This is a genomic window from Streptomyces coeruleofuscus (genome assembly GCF_039532725.1).
In the GTDB taxonomy this organism is placed as follows: Bacteria; Actinomycetota; Actinomycetes; order Streptomycetales; family Streptomycetaceae; genus Streptomyces; species Streptomyces coeruleofuscus.
In genome coordinates this window covers 1-25,517 of sequence record NZ_BAAASE010000018.1, presented here as the reverse complement: position 1 = coordinate 25,517, position 25,517 = coordinate 1, and the positions used below count along the sequence as shown (strand labels likewise).

Annotated in this window: 20 protein-coding genes; 13 read left to right on the top strand and 7 right to left on the bottom strand. The window is 72.5% G+C overall.

Annotated features, from left to right (window positions below; genetic code table 11):
* Nucleotides 1-120: 120 nt before the first annotated feature.
* Both ABFX81_RS40730 and ABFX81_RS40725 read right to left on the bottom strand, forming a co-directional pair.
* Nucleotides 121-1,347 (bottom strand): LCP family protein, encoded by a 1,227-nt coding sequence (locus tag ABFX81_RS40730; RefSeq protein ID WP_428837267.1) that lies wholly within the window; start codon nucleotides 1,345-1,347, stop codon nucleotides 121-123.
* A 144-nt stretch (nucleotides 1,348-1,491) separates the two neighbouring features.
* Nucleotides 1,492-2,247 carry a TIGR03089 family protein gene (locus tag ABFX81_RS40725; RefSeq protein ID WP_346139565.1) on the bottom strand — a complete coding sequence of 252 codons (756 nt, stop codon included), beginning with the start codon at nucleotides 2,245-2,247 and terminating at the stop codon, nucleotides 1,492-1,494.
* A gap of 150 nt (nucleotides 2,248-2,397) precedes the next feature.
* Here ABFX81_RS40725 and ABFX81_RS40720 point away from each other — a divergent pair, with 150 nt between their 5' ends.
* Nucleotides 2,398-3,912 (top strand): peptidoglycan recognition protein family protein, encoded by a 1,515-nt coding sequence (locus ABFX81_RS40720; protein ID WP_346139563.1) that lies wholly within the window; start codon nucleotides 2,398-2,400, stop codon nucleotides 3,910-3,912.
* 134 nt (nucleotides 3,913-4,046) lie between these two features.
* Nucleotides 4,047-5,129 carry a mannose-1-phosphate guanylyltransferase gene (gene manB / locus ABFX81_RS40715; protein ID WP_086840066.1) on the top strand — a complete coding sequence of 361 codons (1,083 nt, stop codon included), beginning with the start codon at nucleotides 4,047-4,049 and terminating at the stop codon, nucleotides 5,127-5,129.
* 704 nt (nucleotides 5,130-5,833) lie between these two features.
* On the opposite strand, the gene ABFX81_RS40710 is transcribed toward manB, so the two are convergent.
* The 4 genes from ABFX81_RS40710 to ABFX81_RS40695 form a co-directional block, all read right to left on the bottom strand.
* A complete protein-coding gene (locus ABFX81_RS40710; RefSeq protein ID WP_086840064.1) occupies nucleotides 5,834-6,835 on the bottom strand; it encodes a DNA glycosylase family protein in 1,002 nt (333 codons plus the stop codon).
* 148 nt (nucleotides 6,836-6,983) lie between these two features.
* Nucleotides 6,984-8,312, bottom strand: a complete 1,329-nt coding sequence (locus tag ABFX81_RS40705; RefSeq protein ID WP_086840062.1) for a coenzyme F420-0:L-glutamate ligase — start codon at nucleotides 8,310-8,312, stop codon at nucleotides 6,984-6,986.
* Nucleotides 8,309-9,268: a 2-phospho-L-lactate transferase gene (gene cofD, locus ABFX81_RS40700; protein WP_086840060.1), complete on the bottom strand. Its 960-nt coding sequence runs from the start codon at nucleotides 9,266-9,268 to the stop codon at nucleotides 8,309-8,311. Before cofD ends, ABFX81_RS40705 begins: the two co-directional genes overlap by 4 nt.
* A gap of 138 nt (nucleotides 9,269-9,406) precedes the next feature.
* Complete coding sequence (locus ABFX81_RS40695; RefSeq protein ID WP_086840058.1) at nucleotides 9,407-9,925, bottom strand: cupin domain-containing protein; 519 nt, start codon at nucleotides 9,923-9,925, stop codon at nucleotides 9,407-9,409.
* A 658-nt stretch (nucleotides 9,926-10,583) separates the two neighbouring features.
* Between ABFX81_RS40695 and ABFX81_RS40690 the strand changes: the two genes are divergently transcribed.
* From ABFX81_RS40690 to ABFX81_RS40680, 3 genes are all read left to right on the top strand, one after another.
* Nucleotides 10,584-10,847, top strand: coding sequence for a WhiB family transcriptional regulator (locus tag ABFX81_RS40690; protein ID WP_010034659.1), 264 nt, complete (start codon nucleotides 10,584-10,586; stop codon nucleotides 10,845-10,847).
* Nucleotides 10,848-11,081: 234 nt separating this feature from the next.
* Nucleotides 11,082-14,753 carry a glycosyltransferase gene (locus ABFX81_RS40685; RefSeq protein WP_086840054.1) on the top strand — a complete coding sequence of 1,224 codons (3,672 nt, stop codon included), beginning with the start codon at nucleotides 11,082-11,084 and terminating at the stop codon, nucleotides 14,751-14,753.
* Nucleotides 14,750-16,273: a DUF5719 family protein gene (locus ABFX81_RS40680; protein WP_086840052.1), complete on the top strand. Its 1,524-nt coding sequence runs from the start codon at nucleotides 14,750-14,752 to the stop codon at nucleotides 16,271-16,273. Before ABFX81_RS40685 ends, ABFX81_RS40680 begins: the two co-directional genes overlap by 4 nt.
* A gap of 54 nt (nucleotides 16,274-16,327) precedes the next feature.
* Here the strand turns inward: ABFX81_RS40680 and ABFX81_RS40675 are convergent, their stop codons facing one another.
* Nucleotides 16,328-16,783 (bottom strand): metallopeptidase family protein, encoded by a 456-nt coding sequence (locus ABFX81_RS40675; RefSeq protein ID WP_184993422.1) that lies wholly within the window; start codon nucleotides 16,781-16,783, stop codon nucleotides 16,328-16,330.
* 294 nt (nucleotides 16,784-17,077) lie between these two features.
* Here ABFX81_RS40675 and ABFX81_RS40670 point away from each other — a divergent pair, with 294 nt between their 5' ends.
* The 8 genes from ABFX81_RS40670 to ABFX81_RS40635 form a co-directional block, all read left to right on the top strand.
* Complete coding sequence (locus tag ABFX81_RS40670; RefSeq protein WP_010034669.1) at nucleotides 17,078-17,500, top strand: DUF3499 domain-containing protein; 423 nt, start codon at nucleotides 17,078-17,080, stop codon at nucleotides 17,498-17,500.
* A 118-nt stretch (nucleotides 17,501-17,618) separates the two neighbouring features.
* Nucleotides 17,619-19,235 carry a lactate permease LctP family transporter gene (locus ABFX81_RS40665; protein WP_086854428.1) on the top strand — a complete coding sequence of 539 codons (1,617 nt, stop codon included), beginning with the start codon at nucleotides 17,619-17,621 and terminating at the stop codon, nucleotides 19,233-19,235.
* A gap of 103 nt (nucleotides 19,236-19,338) precedes the next feature.
* A complete protein-coding gene (locus tag ABFX81_RS40660) occupies nucleotides 19,339-20,703 on the top strand; it encodes a phosphomannomutase/phosphoglucomutase (RefSeq protein WP_346139558.1) in 1,365 nt (454 codons plus the stop codon).
* Nucleotides 20,704-20,947: 244 nt separating this feature from the next.
* A complete protein-coding gene (locus ABFX81_RS40655; RefSeq protein ID WP_346139556.1) occupies nucleotides 20,948-21,118 on the top strand; it encodes a Trm112 family protein in 171 nt (56 codons plus the stop codon).
* Nucleotides 21,119-21,245: 127 nt separating this feature from the next.
* Nucleotides 21,246-22,373 carry an SIS domain-containing protein gene (locus tag ABFX81_RS40650; RefSeq protein ID WP_346139554.1) on the top strand — a complete coding sequence of 376 codons (1,128 nt, stop codon included), beginning with the start codon at nucleotides 21,246-21,248 and terminating at the stop codon, nucleotides 22,371-22,373.
* A gap of 55 nt (nucleotides 22,374-22,428) precedes the next feature.
* The gene (gene manA / locus ABFX81_RS40645) at nucleotides 22,429-23,580 is read left to right on the top strand and encodes a mannose-6-phosphate isomerase, class I (RefSeq protein ID WP_086855040.1); all 1,152 of its coding nucleotides are present in this window, start codon (nucleotides 22,429-22,431) and stop codon (nucleotides 23,578-23,580) included.
* Between the two features lie 153 nt (nucleotides 23,581-23,733).
* Nucleotides 23,734-24,702, top strand: coding sequence for a cation diffusion facilitator family transporter (locus ABFX81_RS40640; RefSeq protein WP_086855041.1), 969 nt, complete (start codon nucleotides 23,734-23,736; stop codon nucleotides 24,700-24,702).
* Between the two features lie 363 nt (nucleotides 24,703-25,065).
* Nucleotides 25,066-25,517, top strand: a 452-nt coding sequence (locus ABFX81_RS40635; protein WP_346139551.1) for an adenosylhomocysteinase, incomplete at its 3' end; no start/stop codon positions are given.

Below are 25,517 nucleotides of genomic sequence, written 5' to 3'. Positions count from 1 at the left end.
CTAACCGCCCAGTTCAGTGCCGAACGACGACGGTGACAAATTCCACGTCCCTACACCTGGGCAATTCGCCCATTTCTCGGGTGAAGAGTTCATTACCTTGGAGTTACGTTGGTGCCCGCTTTACTCACAGGTGTCCTCGGCTGCCGTGTTCCCCGGGAACGTCGGTGGAGGAGAAACGGTGACGACGGGCTTCGCAAACGGCCCCGGATACGAATCCCCGTACGGCCCGTCACGCGAATCGGTGGGCCTCGGCGGGGCGGAACCGCGCGGAACGTCACCGGCCACCGCCACGGGTGCGTCCGTACGCAGCCGTTCGAACAGCCTCTCCGCCTGGGGTTCCACGAGTTGGTCGCGATTGGCGTCGTACGCGTACGACTCCCGTGGAACGGTCAGGAATTGCACACGTTCCATGGGGATGTCGCGCAGCCCGCGCACGAGTTCGTACAAACCGCGAAGACTGGCCAGACCCGGGTCGGTTGTGAGAGATGACGTGGCGGCGTCCAGCACGGGATACAGCTTCGCCGGATTCAGCAGGACGTCATTGCTGCGCACCTTGTTGACGAGTGCCCCGAGAAACCGTTGCTGACGCTCCATGCGCTCCGTGTCACTGCCGTCGCCGAGCGTCTTGCGGGCGCGGACGTAGCCGAGCGCCTGCTCGCCGTCGAGGGTCACCCGCCCGGCGGGGAGCCGCAGCTTGGCGGCCCGGTCGTCGATCGGCTCGCGCAGGCACACCTCCACGCCGTCCACGGCGTCGACCATCTCCTTGAAGCCGTGGAAGTCGACGACGACGTGGTGATCGACGCGGATGTCGGTGAGCTTCTCGACGGTCCGGATGGTGCAGGCGGAACCGCCCACCTGGAAGGCCTGGTTGAACATGGTGAACCGCGGCACGCTGCGCGAGCCGTCCGGGCGCCGGCAGCCCGGCAGTTCCACCATCAGGTCCCGGGGCAGGGAGACGGCGGTGGCGCTGTCCCGGCCCGCGGACAGGTGCAGCAGGATCGTGGTGTCCGACCGCTCGGTCCCGGAGTCACGCCCGTAGCGCGCGTTGTCGTCGCCCTCGCGCGAGTCCGACCCGATCAGCAGGATGTTCCGCGCGTCCTTGACCAGCGAGGTCGGCCGCTCCTTCTCGTACCGCGCGAGCTCGGCGGCGGCGGCCTCGTCGGGCGTGATGTTCCCGCTGAGCTTCGCGTACACGGCCCATCCGGCCCCGCCGGCCGCGATGACGACACCGGCGACCCCGAACGCCCCGATCCGCGCCCACCGCCGCCGACGCCGCCGCACCAGCCCCGGCCCGCTGGCGGACGCCCCCGCCCCCGGCCTCGGCCCAAGCCTCCCGCTGTCGCCCACGACAGAGACCACCCCTCACGACGTACGAACGTGCGCGCGCACTGCTCCTACGACTCTGGCGTGGATGCGGGGTGGGGGTGGGGTGGGGATGGGCTGAACGGGGGAGAGGCGGCCGCCTCGGCTGCGGCCGCACTCGAAAGCGCCCTACCGGGCAATGACCGTAACCCGCTCGCTCTCCACCCGCTTGTCCAGCACTCCGTCCCCCGCCTGCTCCAGGTGCCGGCACAACACCACAGAACCCCCCGTGGCCAACGGCCCGTACAACCCCGCGTTCAACCCCTCCCACGTGTCGTACGGCAATCCCGACAGAATCCGCGACCCCGGCCCGGTCAACCCCAGCCCCGTCGCCTCCGCCCGGGCCCGCTCGACCACCTCCGCGCCGCTGAACTCCCGCCCCGCCACGATCAGCGCAGGCCCGTCCGGATCCACGGGTGCGTACGGCACGAAGCGGTCCCCCTGCCCCGGCACCTCCACCGCGTAGTCCACAAAACCCTCGGGCACCTGCGGAAACCGCCCCCCGAGCGGCCGCAGCGCCATCGCGACCCGCGCCCCGGAACACGCCCGCGCCGCCTCCAGCCCGTCCGGGCCGCTCACCACGACATCGGCCGCCCGCGCATCCCCGGCGACGTCCGCGACGACTCCCACCGACGAACACGCCAGCAGCCACACGGCCGTCTGCCAGTGCGCGGGCAGCAACAGCGCCACCCGGTCCCCGGGCTCGACGGACAGCTCGTCCTGGAGGAGGTTGGCGGTCTTGGCCACCCAATTGGCGAAGGTGGCCACGGACAGTTCGACACGTTCGCCCGTGGCGTCGTCGTAGAAGGTCACCAGGGGGCGTCCCGGATCCGCGGCGAGCGCGGAATTCAGCAGGTCGGCAGGGGTGCGATCGGTGGCGTTCACCCGCTCAAGCGTACGCGGCGCCCAAGCCTCCACCCAACGGCCGGGCCACCGCCCCGCCGTGAATCCGCCACCGGTTCGGCCGAACCCCGGCCGACGGTCCGTCAAATCCCAAATAGACAGACTTATAGGACTATGTCAAAGATCGGGGGCATGCGTGGATTTCTCGTTTCTTCGATCGGTGTCACCTGTGCGGCCGCTCTGGCCCTTCCCCTCACTCCGCCCGCCGTCGCGACCACGGCGAGACCGGTGCCGACCACGGAAGCGGCCACGGCCGCGAGACCCGCGCCCCACGCGGGGACACCGGACGCGACCATGGCCGGCCGGCGCGCGGCCGAACCGTACGCCCCCGGCAGCACCCAGTCCCTCCCCCTCGAACCCCTCACCCGCAACCGCGCCACCCCCACCACCCCAGATGCTCACGAGCAGGGCGTGACCCGCCGTCCCGTACGCCACTTCTCCCTCCTCGGCATCGTCTGGGACGACCCCGAAGCCGAACTGCACGGCCGCGTCCAGGTCCGCACCCGAGCCGCCGGCACCGGCACCTGGTCGGGCTGGCAGGACGTCGAGACGCACAACGCCGACCACGCGGCCGACCGGGGCAGCCCCGAGAGCACGTCGGGCCGCGTCCGCGGCGCCACCGCACCGCTGTGGGTGGGGGACTCCGACGGCGTGGAGCTCCGGGTCCGCTCCCAACCCGAGAAGGCGGAAGCCGCCTCCGCGCACCACGGCACGGGCACCCGCAACCTGGCCGCCGCGCCCCCGCTCCCCTACGGCCTCCGCCTTGAACTCGTCGACCCGGGCGATGACGTCCCGCCGCCCGGCGCCTCCGCGGACGGCCCCCGCACCGCCGACCTCGCCGAGACCTCCGCCGCCGCAGCAGCCTCCGCCGCCGCAGCAGCCGAGGCCTCCGCCGCCGCCGCGGCCGAGGCCTCCGCCGTCAACGCCGACCTGGCCCCGCTCGACGCCACCGAGATCCCGGCACTGAACGGCGCGCAGACAGAGCAGGAGTTCCTCGCCCTCAAGGCCGGAGAGCTGACGGAGCAGCAGCAGGCGAGGCCGTACGTCGGCCCGCGCCCGCGCATCGTCACGCGGCGCGGCTGGGGCGCGAACGAGGGGTTGCGGGAGCGGGGCTTCCGGTACACCAAGAAGATCAAGACGGCCTTCGTGCACCACACGGCTTCCGGCAACAAGTACCGCTGCTCGCAGGTCCCGTCACTCATCCGCAGTATCTACCGCTACCACGTCAAGAGCATGGGCTGGCGGGACATCGGCTACAACTTCGTCATCGACAAGTGCGGAAAGATCTACGAGGGCCGCGCCGGGGGCGTGGCCAGGCCGGTTCTCGGTGCCCACACCCTTGGTTTCAACAGCAACAGCATGGGGATCGCCGTCCTCGGGTCGTACGGCGTCAAGAAGCCGTCGTCCGCCGCAGTCAAGGCCATCGCCCGGCTCACGGCGTGGAAACTGGGCCTGTACGGGATGAACCCGCGGGGAAAGACGTACCTGAAGTCGGCTGGTAGCAATCTCCACGGAAAAGGTAAGAAGGTACGACTGAACGTGATCTCCGGTCACCGGGACGGATTCAGGACGTCCTGCCCGGGACGCAAGCTCTACGGCAAGCTCGGCTCGGCCCGCTCCACGGCGGCCCGGTACCAGGGCCGCTGAGAAACACGTTCACCGCCGTCGGGGGGCAGCGGGCGGAATGCCGCACGGCCAGCGAAGGCGCCACGGAACGGTCTGCATACACTGACCGGCCGAAAGACAGTTCGGCCGGTCCCGGCAGGAAGCAGAGACGACACGTGACAGAAGCGATCCTCCTGGTCGGCGGCAAGGGCACCCGGTTGCGCCCGCTCACGGTGCACACGCCCAAGCCCATGGTGCCGGCGGCCGGGGTGCCCTTCCTCACGCACCAACTGGCGAGAGCGAGAGCGGCGGGTGTCGAGCACATCGTCCTGGCCACGTCCTATCTGGCCGAGGTCTTCGAGCCGTACTTCGGTGACGGTTCCGCGCTGGGACTGCACCTCGAATACGTGACGGAGGAGGAGCCCCTGGGCACGGGCGGCGCCATCCGCAACGTCGCCTCCCGGCTGCACTCGGGCCCCGACGACCCGGTCCTCATCTTCAACGGCGACATCCTGACGGGCCTCGACATCCGGGCCCTGGTCGACACTCACGAGACCACGGGCGCGGACGTCTCCCTGCACCTCACCAAGGTCACGGACCCGCGCGCCTACGGCCTCGTCCCCACGGACGACACGGGCAGGGTCCTGGCGTTCCTGGAGAAGCCGCAGACGCCCGAGGAGATCGTCACCGACCAGATCAACGCGGGGGCGTACGTGTTCCGGCGCTCGGTCATCGACACGATCCCGCCGGGCCGGCCGGTGTCGGTGGAGCGCGAGACGTTTCCGGAACTGCTGACCGCCGGGGCGCATCTCCAGGGCATGGTCGACTCGACGTACTGGCTGGACCTGGGCACACCCGCGGCGTTCGTCCGGGGCTCGGCGGACCTGGTCCTGGGCCGGGCCCCGTCCCCGGCGGTCCCCGGCCGCTGCGGTGACCGCCTGGTCCTGCCGACGGCGACGGTCGCGGCCGACGCGAAGCTGTCCGGCGGCACGGTGGTCGGCGAGGGCGCCTTCGTGGCGGAGGGCGCGCGCGTCTTCGGCAGCACGATCCTCCCGGGCGCCGTGATCGAACCCGGCGCGGTCATCACCGACTCCCTCATAGGCACCCGGGCCCGCGTCGGCCAACGCTCCGTCCTCACCGGCACGGTCATAGGCGACGGCGCGATCATCGGCCCCGACAACGAACTCCGCGACGGCGCCCGCATCTGGTGCGACGCCCAGATCCCAGCGGGAGCGGTCCGCTTCTCTTCGGACCAGTAGCACCCGGGCCGCCGCTGCGGGCAGTGGTGCCGCGGGGTGATCGTGGCGCCGGGTTGGGCATCTCCCTCGGCTTGGCTGCCGACGGCTTCCGCTGCGGGCAGTCGTGCCGCTGGCGTTGGAGCGGGGGGTGGGCGGCGGCATTTCGTGGCGCCGGGTTGCGCGACTCCTTCGGCTTGGCTGCCGCGGGCTGCCGCTGTGGGCAGTGGTGCCGCTGGGGCGTTGGAGCGGGGGGTGGGCGGCGGTATTTGGTGGCGCCGGGTTGGGCAACTCCTTCGGTTTGGCTGCCGCCGCGGGCAGTGGTGCCGCTGGGGTGTTGGAGCGGGGGGTGGGCGGCGGTATTTGGTGGCGCCGGGTTGGGCAACTCCTTCGGTTTGGCTGCCGCCGCGGGCAGTGGTGCCGCTGGGGTGTTGGAGCGGGGGGTGGGCGGCGGTATTTGGTGGCGCCGGGTTGCGCGACTCCTTCGGCTTGGCTGCCGCGGGCTGCCGCTGCGGGCAGTGGTGCCGCTGGCGTTGGAGGAGGGTGGGCGGCGGTATTTGGTGGCGCCGGGTTGCGCGACTCCTTCGGCTTGGCTGCCGCGGGCTTCCGCTGCGGGCAGTCGTGCCGCTTGGGGCGGCACGGGTGGGCGCAGCGGCACCCCGCTACGCCGGGCCGCCAACCCACCCGGCCTCAGCGCCAACACCGCAGCACCGGAAACCCGGGTCAGCTCACAACCCCCCGATATCCCACCGAGGCATCTTCGGCGCCCGACGCCCCGGCACCCTCCCACTCAGCAGGATCAACCGAGCCGCCCGATGCCGCTGCCCCGCATACGGCTCCAGCAACTCCAGCATCACCGAGTCATCCGCATCCCGGTCCCCGGCCAACGCCCACCCCACGATCCCGGGCAGATGCAGATCCCCCACGGTCACCTCATCCGGCGCCCCGTGACTCCGCTGCACCGTCTCCGCCGAGGTCCACGGCCCCACACCGGGCACCACCTCAAGCCGCGCCCGAGCCACCCCCGGCTCCATCCCGGCAGCCTCCTCCAACCGCCCGGCCACCCGCACCGCACGCAGAATCGTCGACGCCCGCTTGTTGTCGACCCCGGCACGATGCCACTCCCACGACGGAATCAGCGCCCACGTCCGAGGCTCCGGCATCACATACATCCGCCCGGGCGCGGGCCCCGGCGCCGGCTCCCCGAACTTCCGCACCAGCAACCGCCACGCCCGATACGCCTCATCGGTCGTGACCTTCTGCTCCAGAATCGACGGAATCAGCGACTCCAGCACCAGCCCGCTCCGTGTCAGCCGCAACCCCGGCCGCCGGTGCCGGGCCAGCGCCACCAGCCGGTGCCGGGGCACGAACGCGGACGGATCATCGGCGGCCCCGAGCAGCTCCGGCAGCCGGTCCAGCAGCCACTCCGCCCCGGGCCCCCAGGCCTGGCCGCGCACCCCATCGCCGTACGCGCAGACCCGTAGCGTCCCGGGCCCGGCGGGCGTACGACAGGCCCGCCACACCGACCCGTCCGGCATCGCCCGGAACGTCGGATCACCCGGCCCGCGCCGCAGCGGCCCGAGCACCAGACCGAGATCCAGCGGCCCGTCCGGCACCCAGTCGCGCACCCGCCCCGGCCCAGCGGCCTGCCGCGGCACGCCCCCGGCGACGCCGACCTGCCCGCCGCGCACGGTCGTGCGCGTGGGCCGCGGAGCGAACCGTCCTGCCATGAGCGAAGTCCCTGGGATAGGAGAGGCCGATATACGAGGGGGAGGAGACACGAGGGGGGAGACACGAGGGGGGAGACACGAGAGGCGAGAGAAGAGGAGCAGCGCTAAGAGCGTAAGCGCCGACCGCCACCGGCCACCGCACCACCGGTCACCGCACCTCGATGAAGGCCCCCGCGTCCCGCTCCGGCCGCGCCCGCGGTTCCTCCGCCGGATGCCCGACCGCCACCGCGCCCATCGGATCCCAGTCGGCCGGCAGCCCCAGCACCTCGCGCACCACATCCCGGCAGAACATCGTCGAGGACACCCACGCCGACCCCAGCCGCTCCCCGGCCAGCGCGACCAGGAAGTTCTGCACACCGGCGCCGGTGGCGACCACGAACATCTCCCGCTCGGCCCCGTCGCGCCGCGCGTCGCCGTAGGTGTGCGAGCCGTCCATGACCAGACAGGGGACGACGAGGTACGGCGCGTTCCGCAGCACGTCCCCCCGCCGCACCCGCTTGGCGATGGACTCCTCCGTCTTGCCGTCCCGCCGCAGATCGGCGATCCAGGCGTCGCGCATGGCGTCGAGCAGCCGCGTCCGCGACTCCTCCGACTCCAGCAGCACGAATCGCCACGGGGTGGTGTGGTGCGGCGCCGGCGCCGTCACCGCCGCGGCCACCGCCCGCCGTACCGCTCCGGGGTCGACGGGCTCGTCCGTGAAGGCCCGGACCGTGCGCCGCTGGGTCACCGCCAGCCGTACCGCCTCCGACGTACCGAGCCGGAACATGTCGTCGCGCGCGCCGCGCACCATGGCCCGCGCTCCCTCGCCGTCGTCCTGCGCCAGCAGGTGCGGCAGGCCGCGCACCACGGCGACGGGAAGCCCGGCCGCCTTGCCCTTGACGAGGTCGCCGGCCGCGGCGAGTTCGTCGGCCGTGGCGACGACGGTGGCGCTGAGCGGGTTGCCGTGCGCGTCCGTGCCGCCGCGCAGGTCGTCCAGTACGCGCACTCCGGCGGCGCCGATCGCGACGTCCGTGAGCCCCGCGCGCCAGGGCCGCCCGAACGTGTCGGTGACGACGACACCGACGTCGACGCCGAGGACGTCCCGCAGTCCGTCGCGGATCGCGCGGGCGGAGGCGTCCGGGTCCTCGGGCAGCAACAGCACCGTCCCGGACGGGGTGTTGGACGCGTCGACCCCGGCCGCGGCCATGACGAGGCCCTGCCGGTTCTCGACGATCCGGAGGCTGCCGCGCCGGGCGACCACCCGCACCGTCTCGGCGTCGATGGCCGCTTCGCGGTCGGCCGCCCGGACGGCCCGGCCCTCCGCCTTGGACACGATCTTCGACGTGACCAGCACTACGTCCCCGTCGGCCAGACCGGGCTCGGCGGCCGCGATCAGCTTGGCCAGGTCGTCCCCGGCCGCGACCTCGGGCATCCCGCCCAGGGCCCAGACCCGGTACCCGTCGGCGCCCTGCCGGTTCTCCGGGACCTCGCCGCTCAAGCTCCCCGCACCTCCTCCGCCAGCGCCAGGGCCTCCCGCGCCATCTGCGCGGTCGCGTCGGCGTCGGTCATCATCAGCGGCACCGCCCGGCAGCGGATCCCGGCCGCCTCGACCCGCTCCACCGCGCCGGCGTCCACCGTGTCGACGAGCCAGCCGTCCAGCAGGCCCGAGCCGTAGTGCTCGGCCACCGCCGGCGCGGTCGACTCGACGCCCACGGCGGCGAGCACCTTGTCGGCCATGCCCCGCACGGGCGCGTCACCGACGATGGGGGACAGGCCGACCACCGGCACTCCGGCGTCGGCGATGGCCTCCCGGATGCCGGGCACGGCGAGGATCGTGCCGATCGACACGACCGGGTTGGACGGCGGGAAGAGGATCACGTCCGCCTCGGCGATCGCCTCCAGCACCCCCGGCGCGGGCTTCGCCTGGTCGGCGCCCACCGGCACGATCGCCTCCGCGGGCACCGAGGCGCGCAGCCGCACCCAGTACTCCTGGAAGTGGATCGCCTTGCGCTCACCGTCGATCTCGACGGCGACGTGCGTCTCGACGCGGTCGTCGGACATCGGGATCAGCCGCACGCCCGGCTCCCAGCGGTCGCACAGCGCCTGGGTCACCGCGCTCAGCGGGTATCCGGCGCCGATCATCTGCGTCCGCACGATGTGCGTGGCGAAGTCCCGGTCGCCGAGGCCGAACCACTCGGGCCCGACGCCGTACGCCGCGAGCTCCTCCTTGAGGTGGAAGGTCTCGTCGGCGCGCCCCCAGCCCTGCTCCTCGTTGATGCCGCCGCCGAGCGTGTACATCACCGTGTCGAGGTCCGGGCAGACCTTCAGCCCGAAGAGGTGGATGTCGTCCCCGGTGTTGCCGATGACCGTGATGTCCGCGTCCGGCACGGCCCGCTTCAGACCACGCAGGAACCGGGCACCACCGATGCCGCCTGCCAGAACCACAATGCGCATGGAAGCCAGTCTTGCAGGCGCCTACGACAACCGGTCAGCGACTACCGCAACCGGTCAGCGGCCACGGCAACCGGTCAGGCAGTCACGCCAACCGATCGGGCACGCCGACCGATCGGGCACGCCGACCGATCCGGCACGTCACGCCATCGGTCGCGCGGTCACGGCCCCCGGTACGCTCCGGGCCTCGCAGTGCTGGGCCGTGTGCATCGGCATCTCCGTCAGGCCCGGGTAGTAGACGTGCAGGCTGACCGCCGGCTCCAGGGCGTCGTTGACGACTTCGTGCACGTACCCCGGCGCGAAAACGCGCTGCGCGCCTGCCCGCACGGCGCGTGTGCCCCGCTCCGTGCGCTCGGTCAGCGTGCCGTCCAGCACGGTCAGCACACCGGAGGAGCGGCCGTGGTCGTGCGGCCCGCTGCCCTGCCCGGGCACCCAGGACAGCAGCCACACCTCGTAGCCCGGGCCCGTGCGCAGCCGGTGGTACCAGCGGCTGGTCGCGTCGTACCGGACGAGGTGCTCCCACTGGGAGCGGTCGGCGGCGATGGAACGGGCGAGTCCGACGAACTCGGCGACGGTGGCCGGGTGCTCGCGCGGGGTCTGGAGCAGATGCGGGACTTCGAGGATGTCGCCGGCGATCTGGAGGTCGCTGTCGCTGTTCATGGGTGGTGGTGGTTCCTCAGTGAAAGAAGGTCAGAGGGAACAGAAGCCGAGAGAGGGGTGGCTCGGCCTTCAACTGGAGCAGGTGGAGCTCAACAGCTGGAACAGCAACAGCTACAGCGAGCGTGGGCAGCACCGAGGGACCCGGCGGTGCGGGTCGAGGTGAGTGCCAAGTTCGCGAGCATGCCCACTAGGACACCGGTTCACACCCTCACTGTCAACTCGGCACCCGCTCTGTGGGATGTGGTTCACCTCATCCGGTCGTTCACTCAGATGAAAGGTTTGTTCACGGCCCGTCCGGGACACATGGCGTCCAACCGGGCGCGCAAACCCCGTTGCGTAGTCGTGATCCGACTGTGATCCGTTTCGCTTCGAGGTGCGTGTCGGAACGAGATCGAACCTCTGAGCGTCCTTCTCCGTACAGGTCTGCAAGGGGTCCGGCGGACGGCGTGAGCCCCTGCGGCTCCGTCGGTGTGTCAGGTTTTATGGTGATTTGAACACTTTCCGCTTGGGCTTGGTTCCGCAGAGTGAATAAGGGGCTCAATAGCAGATCTCGGCTTGACTCGCCCGGAGCAGCACACTTGTAATTTCACTCGTGTCGTTCAGCCGGAATCGGTAACGGCTAGATCACGGGGACGCGAAAGACAGACGAGGGGCGCACATGACCGAGACGGTGCAGCAACTGCTGGTCGACGACGCGGACGAGGAACTCGGCTGGCAGGAGCGCGCACTGTGCGCCCAGACCGACCCCGAGTCTTTCTTCCCCGAGAAGGGCGGCTCGACCAGGGAGGCCAAGAAGGTCTGCCTCGCCTGTGAGGTCCGCTCCGAGTGCCTCGAGTACGCCCTCGCCAACGACGAGCGATTCGGTATCTGGGGCGGCCTGTCCGAGCGGGAGCGCCGCCGGCTGAAGAAGGCGGCGGTCTGACCCCGGACGGCGCGATACACCGACAGCGCGCGCCCGACGGGCAACGCGCATCCGGCAGACAGCGCACACACGCACGCACGCACGGTTCGAACGGCCCGTCGCAGGTGGGTTATCCACAGGCGGCGGGCCCCCTTGTTGCGCAGCCGATAGTGTGGTCGCTCGTCCGAGACGCCCCGCTGCCCCCACCGGTCGCAGGCGTCCACCGCAGTCCACCGAACCGGGGCCCGTACCTCGATGTCCGTGCACAGCCATCCGGCAGCTCATCACGACAGCGCTGCCGCACCTGAGTTCCCGCGTCATGTGGTGACCGCGGTCCTCGTCTCCCACGACGGCGCCCGCTGGCTGCCCGACGCGCTCGCCGGGCTGCTCGGCCAGGAGCGACCCGTCCAGTACGCGATGGGCGCCGACACCGGCAGCGCGGACGCCTCCGCCCAGCTGGTCACCGACGCCCTCGGCGCCGACCGCGTGCTGCACCTCGCCCGCCGCACGGGCTTCGGCCAGGCCGTCGAGGAGTGCGGCCGCACCGCCCCGGTCCTCACCCCCGAGCACCTCCCGTACCTGAAGCGACCCAGCGGCTGGGACCCGGTCACCCGCTCCTGGCGCGACGACGCGTACGACATGCCCGAGCTCCCGCACGGAGAGCCGGTGCAGTGGCTGTGGCTGCTGCACGACGACTGCGCCCCGGAGCCCGACGCCCTGGCCCAGCTGCTGCGCGTCGTGGACAACGAGTACGAGCTGGGCCGCGAGGACGTGGCCGTCGTCGGCCCCAAGCTCCGCGGCTGGTACGACCGGCGGCAGCTGCTCGAGGTCGGCGTCAGCATCGCCAACTCCGGCCGTCGCTGGACCGGCCTGGACCGCCGCGAGCAGGACCAGGGCCAGCACGACCACGTCCGGCCCGTGCTGTCGGTGTCCACCGCCGGCATGCTGATCCGCCGCGACGTCTTCGAACAGCTCGGCGGCTTCGACCGCCACCTGCCCCTCATGCGCGACGACGTCGACCTGTGCTGGCGCGCGCACGCGGCGGGCTACCGCGTCCTGGTCGCCCCCGAGGCGGTCGTCCGGCACGCCGAGGCGGCCTCCCGCGAGCGCCGCACGGTCGACTGCGTGGGCCGCACGGCCGCGTCCCCGCACAAGGTCGACAAGGCCGGCGCCGTCTACACCCTGCTCGTCAACGCGCGTACGGCCGTTCTGCCCTGGGTGCTGCTGCGGATCGTGCTCGGCACCCTGCTGCGGACCGTCGCCTACCTCCTCGGCAAGGTCCCCGGACAGGCCGTCGACGAGATCCGCGGCCTGATGGGCACGCTGCTCAGGCCCGAGCGGATCCTCGCCGGGCGGCGCGGCAGAGGTACACCCCGGATCGACAAGGACGAACTGCGGCCACTGTTCCCGCCGCCCGGCGCGACCGTCCGCATGACCGTCGAGCAGGTCGCGGGCGACGTCGTCGGCCGCTCCGACGCCGAGGTCGCCTCCGGCGCCGGACGGCACGGCGGTGCCGTCGAGTCCGGCCCCGGCGGCGACGACGCCGACTTCCTGGAGATCGAGCAGTTCGCCCGGCTCAAGCGCATCGCGCGCAAGCCCGGCCCGGTGCTCTTCCTGGTGCTGCTGCTCGTCTCCCTGGCCGCCTGCCGCGAACTCCTCGGCGGCGGCGCGCTCGCGGGCGGCGCCCTGCTGCCCGCCCCGTCCGACTCCTCCGAACTGTGGGCGCGCTACCTGGACGCCTGGCACCCGGTCGCCGCCGGTGGCACCTCCTCCGCGCCGCCGTACCTCGCGCTCGTGGCCATGCTGGCGTCCCTGCTGTTCGGCTCGACCGGCCTCGCCGTCACGCTGCTGCTCGTCTGCTCGGTGCCGCTGGCCGGTCTCAGCGCCTACTTCGCCTCCCGCCCGCTGGTCGAGTCCCGGCTGCTGCGCGCGTGGGCGGCCGTCGTCTACGCCTTGCTGCCCGCCGCCACCGGCGCCCTCGCCGGCGGCCGGATCGGCACCGCCGTCCTGGCCGTGCTGCTGCCGCTCATCGCCCGCGCGGGCATCGCCGCCAGCGGCCTGGCGAACCCCTCGGGGGCGCGCGGCAGTTGGCGTGCCACGTGGGCGTACGCGCTGCTGCTGACCATCACCACCGCGTTCACCCCGATCGTGTGGCCCATCGCGCTGCTCCTCGGCGTCGGGCTGCTGGTCCTGCGGCGGGCCGACATCACGGCGTACGGGCTGCGGTTTCTCGCCCAGCTCGGCACGCCCCTGCTGGTCCTCGCGCCCTGGTCGCTGTCGCTTCTGCCGTTCGGCTTCTTCCGGGAAGCCGGTCTGGAGTACCGCCCCTCGGCCGCCTCCGCCCTCGACCTGCTCGGCGCCAGCCCGGGCGGCCCGGGCACCGTCAGCGGCCTCATGCTGATCGGCATCGTGCTGGCCGCACTCGCCGCCCTGCTCCGCTCGGAACGCCGGCTGGGCATCTGGGCGGCCTGGACGGCCGCCCTGACCGGCTTCGTCTTCGCGGTCCTGTCCAACAGCTCCACCTGGTCCGGCCCCGCGACGCTCGTCTACGGCATCGCCCTGCTGGCGGCCGCCGCGCTCGGCGCCGACGGGGCACGCGCGCGCGTGGCCGAGCAGAGCTTCGGCTGGCGCCAGCCGGTCGCCGTGCTGATCGCCTTCGCCTCGGCCGCGGGCCCGCTGCTCGTCGCCGCGGGCTGGATGATCCGCGGCGCCGACGGCCCCCTGGAGCGGCGCGACCCGACCCAGGTCCCCGCCTTCGTCGCCGAGGAGAGCGGCAGCAGCGACCAGGCCCGCACCCTCGTCCTCGACAGCGACTCCCCCTCCCACGTCGGATACATGCTCGTCCGCGGCTCCGGCGCCCGACTCGGCGACGGCGAGATCGCCGCGGCCGACGGCGAGAACGGCAGGCTGGACAAGGTCGTCGCCAACCTCGTCGCCGGCTCCGGCGCCGACCAGGCCGACCAGCTCGGCGGCTTCGCCGTGCGCTACGTCCTCGTCCACCAGGGCGCGCCCCGCGATGTCACCCGCGTCCTCGACGCCACACCCGGCCTGACCCGGCTCAGCCAGCAGGACGGCGGGGCGCTGTGGCAGATCGACCAGGATGTCGCCCGCGCCACCATCGTCCCCGCCTCCGGTTCCGGCACCCCCCAGCCCGTCGCCGCCGGGCCCGTCGAGATCCACACGACGATCCCGACCGGCTCCGACGGACGCGTGCTGCGCCTGGCCGACACCGCCTCCGACGGCTGGACCGCCACGCTCGACGGCAAGCCGCTGACCCGCACCACGGTCGACGGCTGGGCCCAGGGCTTCGAACTCCCCGCCACCGGCGGCAGGCTGGACGTCACCTACGACGACCCGGTCGGCCACACCGCGTGGCTGTGGGCGCAGGGCATGCTCGCCGTCGTACTCGTCGTGCTCGCCCTGCCCGGCCGGCGCCGCGACATCGACGACGACCTGCCCGAGGAGCCGGCCGTCCCGGCCCAGCCGGTCGCGGGCGAGGGCCGCCGGGCCCGCCGCCTGCGCGCCCAGGCGGAGGCGGAGGCCGAAGGGGCGGCGCAGCCCGAGGAGTTCCCGCCCCCGCAGCCCGAGCAGCCGCCGGTACCCGTGCCCCAGCAGAACCACGGACAGTGGGAGCACGCCGGCCAGCAGGGCGGCGAGTACGCGAACTACGGCGACCAGTACCAGGGCGCCCAGTACCCGGCGGACGCCTACGGACAGCAGTACCCGGCGGACCCGTACCAGGGCGGCCAGTACGACCCGTACGCGTACGGCGGCCAGCCCCAGAACCCGTCGTACGACCAGCAGGGCTACGACCAGACGGGCTACGACCAAGCCCACCCCCAGGGCTACGGCACGCCGTACGACCCGGCGCAGCAGCACCACCCCCACGGCACGGGCAGTGAGCGTCCCGACGGGAGCCAGCAGTGAACCGCACGACCCTGTCCCTGATCGCCGGCGCGACCGCACTCGCCGCCGTCACCGGATTCGCCGCGCTGTCCGCCCCGGACACCCCGGGCGCGGAATCCACCGCCAAGGCGGCCGCCCAACTGCCCGTCGAGCGCACGAGCCTGCTGTGCCCCGCGCCCAGCACGTCCGACCTCGCGGAGACGTCCTACACCTCCTTCACCCCCGTCACGAAGGGCACCGGGAGCGGCGGCAAGGCCGAACTCCGGGCGGCCGCCCAGGAGTCGCCGGACGGCTCGGGCGCGGGCGGCGACAAGGGCAAGGACGACGGGAAGTCGGGCGAGCGGAAGGCCGGGAAGTCCATGCCGACCTCCAAGGAGCCCGGGAAGCCGGTCACCGGTGACAGCTCGGGCGCCGAATCGCCCGCGCTGGTCGGGACCGCGGACGGCAGGTTCGCGCCCGGCTGGACCGTCCAGGAGACGACGGAGGTCGCCGCGGGGACCGGTCGTGGCCTCCAGGGCGTCAACTGCACGGCTCCGGACACGAGTTTCTGGTTGCCCGGCGCCAGCACCGCGGCCGACCGGACCGACTACGTCCATCTGACGAACCCCGACGACTCGGCCGCCGTGGTCGACATCGAGCTCTACGGCAAGGACGGCGCCCTCCAGTCCACGGTGGGGGAGGGCATCACGGTCCAGCCGCACTCCAGCGAGCCGGTCCTGCTGTCCACCCTCACCGACGAGGAGCAGACCAACCTCACCGTGCACGTCAACGTCCGCAGCGGACGGGTCGGCGCCGCCGTGCAGGCCCTGGACGACAAGCTCGGCGGGGACTGGCTGGCCGCGTCCACGGACCCGTCGGGCAGCCTGGTCCTGCCGGGCATCCCCAAGGACGCCACCTCCGTGCGCCTGGTCGCCTTCACCCCCGGCGACGCCGACGCGGACCTCAAACTGCGTCTCGCCTCCCCCTCCGGGCTGATCACCCCGGCCGGACACGAGACGGTGCACGTCAAGGGCGGCATGACCACCGCCGTCGACCTGGGCGACGTGACACGCGGCGAGGCGGGCTCCCTGGTGCTGACGCCGACGGACCGGTCCGTGCCGGTCGTGGCGGCCCTGCGGGTCGTACGCGGCAAGGGCGACAAGCAGGAGACGGCGTTCATCCCGGCCACCCGCCCGGTCGGCACGCGCGCGACGTCCGCAGACAACAGCGCCAAGGGCAGCACGCTCTCCCTGACCGCCCCCGACCGCGCCGCCACGGTCGAGGTCACCGCCTCGGCGGGCAGCGAGGGCGGCACGCCGGTGTCGAAGACGTACACGATCAAGGCAGGCACGACCCAGGACATCGAGCCCCCGGTCCCCGGCGGCCTGAAGGGCAGGTACGCGCTCACGGTCGAGCCGAAGTCCGGCGGCCCGGTCTACGGCGCCCGCACCCTGACGGCGACGGAGGGCGGCGTGCCCGGCTTCACCGTGCAGACGCTCCCCGACGACCGGGGGACGGTCGCGGTACCGGAGGCGGACGAGGACCTGTCGGTGCTGCAGTAGCCCTGGCCACGGCGGTCCGTGCTGCAGGGACAGCCCTGACCGCTGCCGGCCGTCTCAGCCCTGGTCCTCGCCGTACCGCGGATCCACCGTCTCCGGCGTCAGCCCCAGCAGCTCGGCGACCTGCTCGACGACGACCTCGTGCACCAGCGCCGCCCGCTCGTCGCGCCCCTTGGTGCGGATCTCGACCGGCCGCCGGTAGACCACCACGCGCGCGGGGCGCCCCTCGCGGGCGCTGACCGTGCCGCCCAGCGGAACCGCCTCGTCGTTCCAGGCCTGGCCGGGCCCGTCGAGGCGCGGCACCTCCAGGACCAGGAAGTCGATGTCGGCGAGCTGCGGCCACCGTCGCTCCAGGCGCTCCACGGAGTCCTGCACCAGATCCGCGAACGCTTCCGCACGGCTGGCGGCGAGCGGCACCTGCGGCGGTGCGATCGGGCCGCGCATGCCCCGGCCGTGGCGGTCACGGCGGCGGGGCCCGGGGGCGGCGGCTCGGGGCGTTACGGGCTTGTCCATCACTGGTGAAGGGTAGTCCCCGCCGCGCCCCTGCGCCCGGCACCGCACGGCGGTACGGACGGCTTCCGGCCGACCGGTTCGGCATGTCGTTACATGAGCATTCCAGCCAAGGTTGGGCTCGATTCCGTATCCCGCCGAGACTGGCGACCTCACGGCAATTGAGGGTTTTGTGACGACTCTTGACCGCTTGAGGGACCGTTCGACATCACGGACGACGGTGTCCAGGCAGGTCAGCAGGGTGGGCCGGAAGAGGGGTGTGGGGCGTTTCACAGCACGACACGGGGGAGTGACCCGGTGGAGAGTCGTCGCGGCCCGCTCAAGAGTGCGGTACCGTCCAACGTCGTGAGCCCTGTACGTCGCTGTTCGCGCACCGCCTGCGGCCGTCCCGCCGTCGCGACGCTGACGTACGTCTACGCCGACTCGACCGCGGTCCTCGGCCCGCTCGCCACCTACGCCGAACCCCACTGCTACGACCTGTGCGCCGAGCACTCCGAGCGCCTCACCGCCCCGCGCGGCTGGGAGGTCGTCCGGCTCCTCGACGGTTCGGCCCCGGCGCGCCCCAGCGGCGACGATCTGGAAGCGCTTGCGAACGCCGTGCGCGAGGCGGCCCGTCCTCAGGAGCGGGCTGCCGGGGCCGGTGGCGGCGGGCGCGCGGCCGACCCGATGGAGGTCGCCCGGCGGGGCCACCTGCGGGTCCTCCGGTCGCCCGACAACTGACCGCACCCCACGGTTCCCCCCCCGCACACCCATTGACGGGGGCTTGGCGCGGACATGACCATTCCGTTTTGAGGCCGCGAGAAATCGCTTTCGCATGACGGAAACCGGGGAGGCGCCCGTGTACGTCCAGGAACTCGAACCCGTCGCCGGCTCACTGGGCCTGTCCGCCCTCGTGGCGGCCCTGCCTCTCCTGATCGTCCTGGTCCTGCTCGGCGGCGTCCGTATGAAGGCACACCTGGCGGGCCTGACCGGCCTCCTCGCCGCCGTTCTCGTCGCCCGGCTCGCGTACGGCATGCCCCTGGGGCAGACGCTCTCCAGCGCCGCGCAGGGCGCCGTGTTCGGTCTCTTCCCCATCCTGTGGATCGTCGTCAACGCCCTGTGGGTGTACCGGATGACGGTCCGCACCCGGCACTTCGACATCCTGCGCCGGTCCTTCGGGCGGCTCTCCGACGACCCCCGCATCCAGGCACTCGTCATCGCCTTCTGCTTCGGGGCGCTGCTGGAGGCGCTCGCCGGCTTCGGGGCGCCCGTCGCCATCAGCGCGGTCATGCTGGTCGCCCTCGGGTTTGAACCGGTGCGCGCGGCCGTGGTCGCCCTGGTCGCCAACACCGCGCCCGTGGCCTTCGGAGCGATGGGCACACCGGTCGTCACGCTCGCCCAGGTCACCGGCCTGCCGCTGGACTCCGTGGCCTCCGTGGTGGGCCGCCAGACGCCGCTGCTGGCCCTCGTGGTGCCCCTCGTACTGGTCTGGCTGGTGGACGGCCGACGAGGTCTGCGCGAGACCTGGGTGCCCGCCCTCGCCTGCGGAGTCGCCTTCGCCGTCGCCCAGTTCGCCGCCTCCAACTACGTCTCCGCCCAACTCGCCGACATCGGCGCCGCCCTGGCGGGCGCGGGCGCCTTGGCCGCCGTCCCGCACGCGCGCGTGCCCGCCACCGAGTCCGTCCGCGCCTCCGTGCTGACCGGCGTCCGCAGCGAGGAACTGGACGAGGAGGACCCGCCCCGCGAGGTCCTGCGCGCCTACGCCCCCTACGCGCTGATCGTCCTGATCTTCTCCGTCGCCCAGATCCCGGCCGTCAAGGACCGTCTGGACCAGGCCACCCGGACCTACGACTGGCCCTTCCTGAACGTGCTCGGCTCCGACGGCGAACCGGTCGGCGGCAACGTCTTCACCTGGCCGATCGTGTCGACCGGCGGCACGCTCGTACTGCTCGCCGGCATCTGCACGGCCGCCGTCGTCGGCGTGCACGCGCGCGTGGCGGTGAAGGAGTGGCTCGCGACCGTCCACGAACTGCGCTTCGCGATCCTGACGGTGACCTCCGTACTGGCCCTCGCGTACGTCATGAACCTCTCCGGCCAGGCAGCGACCATCGGCCACTTCGTGGCGGCCGCCGGAGCCGGGCTCGCCTTCCTGTCCCCCGTCCTCGGCTGGTTCGGCGTCGCCGTGACGGGATCGGACACCTCGGCCAACGCCCTCTTCGGCGCCCTCCAGGTGACCGCCGCCCGCGAGTCGGGGCTGTCGCCCGACCTGCTGGCCGCCGCCAACAGCTCCGGCGGCGTCCTCGGCAAGATGATCTCCCCGCAGAACCTCACCATCGCCTGCGCGGCCGTAGGACTCGCGGGCCGGGAGGGCGACTTGCTGCGCAAGGTACTGCCATGGAGCCTGGGCCTGCTGCTGGTGATGTGCCTCATCGTGGTCGGCCAGAGCACGCCGGTCCTGGGCTGGATGCTGCCCTGACCTGAGGTTACGGCTGGGAGTCCTCTCGGCGTCCGCCCAGCGCGCTGTCAGCGGCCGGGGGTAGTTTGTGCGGACCGACAGTACTTTTTCAGGAAGGTTGGCCGTGGCTGCTGATCTGTCGCAGGTCGTGAAGGCGTACGACGTACGCGGGGTCGTCCCCGACCAGTGGGACGAGTCCCTGGCCGAGCTCTTCGGGGCGGCCTTCGTGCGGGTCACCGGCGCGAGCGCCATCGCCACCGGGCACGACATGCGGCCCTCCTCACCGGGCCTGTCGCGTGCCTTCGCACGCGGGGCGGCGGCCCTGGGCGCCGACGTGACCGAGATCGGCCTGTGCTCGACGGACCAGCTCTACTACGCCTCGGGCGCGCTGAACCTGCCGGGCGCCATGTTCACCGCCTCCCACAACCCGGCGCAGTACAACGGCATCAAGATGTGCCGCGCGGGCGCCGCCCCGGTCGGCCAGGACACCGGCCTCGCCGAGATCCGCGAACTGGTCGAGCGCTGGAGCGAGTCGGGCGCCCCCGAGCCGGCCGCCACGCCCGGAACCATCACCGGCCGCGACACGTTGTCGGACTACGCGGCGCATCTGTGCTCCCTGGTCGACCTGACCTCCATCCGCCCCCTGAAGGTCGTCGTCGACGCGGGCAACGGCATGGGCGGCCACACGGTCCCCGAGGTCTTCACCGGCCTGCCCCTGACGCTGGTCCCGATGTACTTCGAACTCGACGGCACCTTCCCCAACCACGAGGCCAACCCCCTCGACCCGGCCAACCTCGTCGACCTCCAGAAGCGGGTCCGGGAGGAGGGCGCCGACCTGGGTCTCGCCTTCGACGGCGACGCCGACCGCTGCTTCGTCGTCGACGAGCGCGGCGAGCCGGTCTCCCCGTCGGCGATCACCGCCCTGGTGGCCTCCCGCGAACTGGCCAGGCACGGCGGCAAGGGCACGATCATCCACAACCTGATCACGTCCTGGTCGGTCCCCGAGGTCGTCGCGGAGAACGGCGGTACCCCGGTCCGCACCCGCGTGGGCCACTCCTTCATCAAGGCGGAGATGGCGCGCTCGGGCGCGATCTTCGGCGGCGAGCACTCCGCCCACTACTACTTCCGCGACTTCTGGAACGCCGACACGGGCATGCTGGCGGCCCTCCACGTCCTGGCGGCCCTCGGCGGCCAGCCGGGCACCCTCTCCGCCCTCGTCGCCCAGTACGACCGCTACGCCGGCTCCGGCGAGATCAACTCCACGGTCACCGACCAGGCGGCCCGCCTCGCCGCGATCCGCTCCGCGTACGAGGGCCGCGAGGGCATCACCCTCGACGAACTGGACGGCCTGACCGTCTCCGCCACCGACTGGTGGTTCAACGTCCGCCCCTCCAACACGGAGCCACTGCTCCGCCTGAACGCGGAGGCGAGGGACCCGGAGACGATGGCCAGGGTGCGGGACGAGGCACTGGCGATCATCAGGGCTTGAGGGGAAGGCGAGCCCAGCCACTTGTCCGACCGATTCGGGCTGCGGGTGGCAAGGGCCCGGGGGTCCAGGGGGCGAAGCCCCCTGACGGGGTCAAAGGGGCGGAGCCCCTTAACCACCCACCACCCGCTGCACCTACCTACCAACCACCCCCGCCCCACCCCCACCGGCGGTACCCTGACCAGGCACATCCGCACCACCCCGAACACCAACGCCCCACCCCGCCCCATCCCCGAAGGGACCCCGCATGGCACTCGAAGCCGGCCTCCTCGAAATCCTCGCCTGCCCGGCCTGCCACGCCCCCCTCAAGGGGCAGGAAACCGAACTGCTCTGCACCGACCAGACCTGCGGCCTGGCCTACCCGGTCCGCGACGGCATCCCCGTCCTCCTGGTCGACGAGGCCCGCCGCCCCGCGTAGGCCCCGCCCGGGCAGACACCCGCGTGAACTCCCGGTGCACATAGCCCCCGGCACAACGGGCACCGATCGTAGGACACCCCAAAAAGCGGGGCCCGGAACGGACCCCGGCCATCGGAGGCTGCCGCCCATGCTCGACGAATCGCTGCTCGACTCCCCGGAGGGCCTCTCCGAGGCCGACCACCGCGGGCTGCTCCGCGGCGCCGCAGAAGCCGGCGCCCGCGTCCGCACGGCCGCCCGCCACTCCGCCGAGGCCGGCATCAACGACCTCAAGCCGGACGGCCGCCCCCGTGCAGTCCTCATCGCCGGCCCGGGCGCCGCCGCCACCCACGCCGCCGACCTCATCGGCACCCTCGCCGGCGCCGGCAGCCCGGTCACACGGCTGGCCCCCACCGGCGTCGCCCCCGCCGCGGGCGCCCTGCGCTGGGAACTGCCCGGCTGGGTCGGCTCCGTCGACCTCCTCCTGATCACCACCCCGGACGGCACCGAGCCCGGCCTGTCCCTCCTCGCCGAACAGGCGTACCGCCGCGGCTGCAACGTCGTCGCCGTGGCCCCCAGCCGCTCCCCGCTCGCCGACGCGGTGAACGGCTCGCACGGCCTGTTCGTCCCCATGGCGACCGCCCCGTACGACCAGGACGAGCCCCTCGCCGCCTCCGCACCCGGCGTCCTGTGGGCGCTGCTCACCCCACTGCTCGCGCTGCTGGACCGTACGGGAGTGCTCGCCGCCCCGCCGGACGCCCTCGGCAAGGTCGCCGACCGCCTCGACGCCGTGGCCGAACGCTGCGGCCCCGTCATCGCCACCTACAGCAACCCCGCCAAGACCCTCGCCGCCGAACTCGCCGACGCGCTCCCCATCGTCTGGACCGAGGGCGTCTCGGCCGGCCCGGCGGGCCGCCGTTTCGCCGCCGCGCTCGCCGAGCTGTCAGGCACCCCCGCGGTCGTCGCCGAGCTCCCCGAGGCCCTCGCCGCACACAGCGCCCTGCTCGCCGGCCCACTGGCCGCCAGCGCCGACCCCGACGACTTCTTCCGCGACCGCGTCGAGGAACCACCCGCCCTGCACGCGCGCGTGGTGCTCCTCCGCGACCGCCCCATCGGCGGCCTCACCGCCGCCCCAGGCGCCCGCGACCTGGCCCTCAGCCACGACACGCCGATCAGCGAACTGGAACCGGAGGAGGGCGGCGAGCTGGAGACCCTCGCGGAACTGATCGCCATCACGGATTTCGCCGCGGTTTACCTGGCGCTCGCTTCGAGGGCCTGATCATGCCAGGGACAACCTGACGCGCCAGCACGCCCGAACACGCAAGAGAGACCCCATGGACCGCCTCGACAACACCATCCGCCCCTACGCCTGGGGTTCTCCCACCGCCATCCCGCACCTGCTCGGCACCGAACCGACCGGCGAGCCGCAGGCGGAGATGTGGATGGGCGCCCACCCGGGCGCGCCCTCACGCACCGGCCGGGGCACGCTCGTCGAGGTCATCGACGCCGACCCGGAAAGTGAACTCGGACCGGCCGCGGTCGCCAAGTTCGGCCCCCGCCTGCCCTTCCTCCTCAAGATCCTCGCCGCCGGCGCTCCGCTCTCCCTCCAGGTCCACCCCGACCTGGAGCAGGCCAAGGAGGGCTACGCGGACGAGGAGCGCCGCGGCATCCCCGTGGACGCCCCGCACCGCAACTACAAGGACGCCAACCACAAGCCCGAACTGATCTGCGCCCTCACCGAGTTCGACGGCCTGTGCGGCTTCCGCGCCCCGCTCGAGGCCGCCGGCCTGCTCGACGACCTCGGCGTCGACTCCCTCAAGCCGTACGTCGACCTGCTGCACGCCCACCCCGAGGACGCCGCCCTGCGCGAGGTCCTCACGGCGATCCTCACCGCCGACCCCGAGGAGATGTCCCGCACGGTCGCGGACGCGGCCACCGCCTGCACCCGCCTCGGCGGCGCCTACGCCCCCTACGCCGACATCGCCCACCACTACCCGGGCGACCCCGGCGTCATCGCCGCCATGCTGCTGAACCACGTCCGGCTCCAGCCCGGCGAGGCCCTCTACCTCGGCGCCGGCGTCCCGCACGCCTACCTGAACGGCCTCGGCGTCGAGATCATGGCCAACTCCGACAACGTCCTGCGCTGCGGCCTGACCCCCAAGCACGTCGACGTCCCCGAGCTCCTGCGCATCGTCCGCTTCCGGCCCAGCGACCCCGGCGTCCTGCGCCCCGAGGCCTCCCCGGACGGCGAGGAGCTCTACGAGACCCCGATCGACGAGTTCCGCCTGTCCCGCTACGTCCTCCCCGAGGGGGGCAGCGCCCACGACCTCACCCGTGCGACCCCGCAGATCCTGCTCTGCACCGCCGGCTCCGTCCGGGCGGGCGAGCACGACCTGACCCCGGGCCGGTCCGTCTTCGTCCCGGCCGGCGAAAAGGCCGAAGTGTCCGGAACCGGCACGCTCTTCCGCGCCACCGTCGTCGCCTGACCGTTTCGATGACCCCCGTGCTGGTGACCTGAAACACCGCGGCCCGATCGGGCTGCAACAATGGCCCACCGTCAAGCACGGGCAAAGTCGCGGGCGGCGCAGCAGGCGAGCGCCCGGGCCCTGGAACGGCGTACGAAGGGACAACGCGAACATATGAGCGCGTCAGGCGGCACCAAGGCGATCGTGGCGGCACTGGTCGCCAACCTCGCGATCGCGGTAGCGAAGTTCGTGGCGTTCCTCTTCAGCGGCTCGTCGTCGATGCTCGCCGAGTCCGTGCACTCGGTCGCCGACTCCGGCAACCAGGCGCTGCTCCTGGTCGGCGGCAAGAAGGCCAAGCGCGAGGCCACCCCGCAACACCCCTTCGGCTACGGCCGCGAGCGTTACATCTACGCCTTCCTCGTCTCCATCGTCCTCTTCTCGGTCGGCGGCATGTTCGCCCTCTACGAGGGCTACGAGAAGATCAAGCACCCGCACGAGCTGACGCACTGGTACTGGCCGGTCGGCGTCCTGGTCTTCGCGATCATCGCCGAGTCCTTCTCCTTCCGCACGGCCATCAAGGAGTCCAACGTCCTGCGGGGCAAGCGCTCCTGGAAGGAGTTCGTCCGCCACGCCAAGGCCCCCGAGCTCCCGGTCGTCCTCCTGGAGGACCTCGGCGCCCTCGTCGGCCTGATCCTCGCCCTCGGCGGCGTCGGCCTCGCCCTGCTCACCGGCGACAGCGTCTGGGACGGCATCGGCACCCTCTGCATCGGCATCCTGCTCATCCTGATCGCCCTGGTCCTCGCCGCCGAGACCAAGTCGCTGCTGCTCGGCGAGTCCGCCGGCGTCGAGGAGACCCAGAAGATCGAGGCCGCCGTCGTCGACGGCGACACGGTCACCCGCATCATCCACATGCGCACGCTCCACCTCGGCCCCGAGGAACTCCTCGTCGCCGCCAAGATCGCCGTCCGCCACGAGGAGACGGCCACCGAGATCGCCGCCGCCATCAACGCCGCCGAAGGCCGCATCCGCGAGGCCGTCCCGATCGCCCGCGTGATCTACCTCGAGCCGGACATCTACAGCGAGGCCGAAGCCGCCAAGGGCCCCGACCCCGAAGCAAGCCCGGGCGGCCCCACCGACCACTGACACCACCACCTACGACTCCTCCGGTCACGGGGCCCGCCGAACCACTCGGCGGGCCCCGCCGCCTTCCACCACTCCCGCACCTCACCGACACCCACACCCCCGCCCGTCACGGGATCGGCTTGATGTGTTTCCCTGCGGACTGGGGATCGCAGGCGCCCCCGGTGTAGCTTGGGACGGAGCCAGACGTCGCTGCTGATGGCGGTCGGGCGGTCCCACCGCGGACCGGCCGAGGGAGAGAGGGCCTCCGACGGACTGCGCTGCGCACACGCGGGCATGCCTGTGTCCTCTTTCGGGCACCCCTGTGTCCGCCGCCGCGCAGACCAGCCGTACCCACCTCGACCCAATCCCGAGGAGCAGCTCTCAATGACGACTGTCGATAAGCGACAGGACTTCAAGGTCGCCGATCTTTCCCTGGCCGAGTTCGGCCGTAAGGAGATCACCCTCGCCGAGCACGAGATGCCGGGCCTGATGGCGATCCGCAAGGAATACGCCGAGGCCCAGCCCCTGGCCGGCGCCCGTGTCACCGGCTCCCTGCACATGACCGTGCAGACCGCCGTGCTCATCGAGACCCTGGTCGCCCTCGGCGCGCAGGTCCGCTGGGCCTCCTGCAACATCTTCTCCACCCAGGACCACGCCGCGGCAGCCATCGCCGTCGGCCCGAACGGCACGCCCGACAACCCGCAGGGAGTCCCGGTGTTCGCCTGGAAGGGCGAGACGCTGGAGGAGTACTGGTGGTGCACGGAGCAGGCGCTGACGTGGCCGGACAGCCCCACCGGCGGTCCGAACATGATCCTGGACGACGGTGGTGACGCCAC

What these genes read in the sequence shown, in the direction of transcription:
- ABFX81_RS40655 (WP_346139556.1), top strand. Translation starts at nt 20,948, where the DNA reads ATGGCACTCGAAGCCGGCCTCCTCGAAATCCTCGCCTGCCCGGCCTGC.
- ABFX81_RS40685 (WP_086840054.1), top strand. Translation starts at nt 11,082, where the DNA reads ATGTCCGTGCACAGCCATCCGGCAGCTCATCACGACAGCGCTGCCGCA.
- ABFX81_RS40695 (WP_086840058.1), bottom strand. Translation starts at nt 9,925, where the DNA reads ATGAACAGCGACAGCGACCTCCAGATCGCCGGCGACATCCTCGAAGTC.
- ABFX81_RS40675 (WP_184993422.1), bottom strand. Translation starts at nt 16,783, where the DNA reads ATGGACAAGCCCGTAACGCCCCGAGCCGCCGCCCCCGGGCCCCGCCGC.
- ABFX81_RS40640 (WP_086855041.1), top strand. Translation starts at nt 23,734, where the DNA reads ATGAGCGCGTCAGGCGGCACCAAGGCGATCGTGGCGGCACTGGTCGCC.
- cofD (WP_086840060.1), bottom strand. Translation starts at nt 9,268, where the DNA reads ATGCGCATTGTGGTTCTGGCAGGCGGCATCGGTGGTGCCCGGTTCCTG.
- ABFX81_RS40690 (WP_010034659.1), top strand. Translation starts at nt 10,584, where the DNA reads ATGACCGAGACGGTGCAGCAACTGCTGGTCGACGACGCGGACGAGGAA.
- ABFX81_RS40720 (WP_346139563.1), top strand. Translation starts at nt 2,398, where the DNA reads ATGCGTGGATTTCTCGTTTCTTCGATCGGTGTCACCTGTGCGGCCGCT.
- ABFX81_RS40710 (WP_086840064.1), bottom strand. Translation starts at nt 6,835, where the DNA reads ATGGCAGGACGGTTCGCTCCGCGGCCCACGCGCACGACCGTGCGCGGC.
- ABFX81_RS40650 (WP_346139554.1), top strand. Translation starts at nt 21,246, where the DNA reads ATGCTCGACGAATCGCTGCTCGACTCCCCGGAGGGCCTCTCCGAGGCC.
- manA (WP_086855040.1), top strand. Translation starts at nt 22,429, where the DNA reads ATGGACCGCCTCGACAACACCATCCGCCCCTACGCCTGGGGTTCTCCC.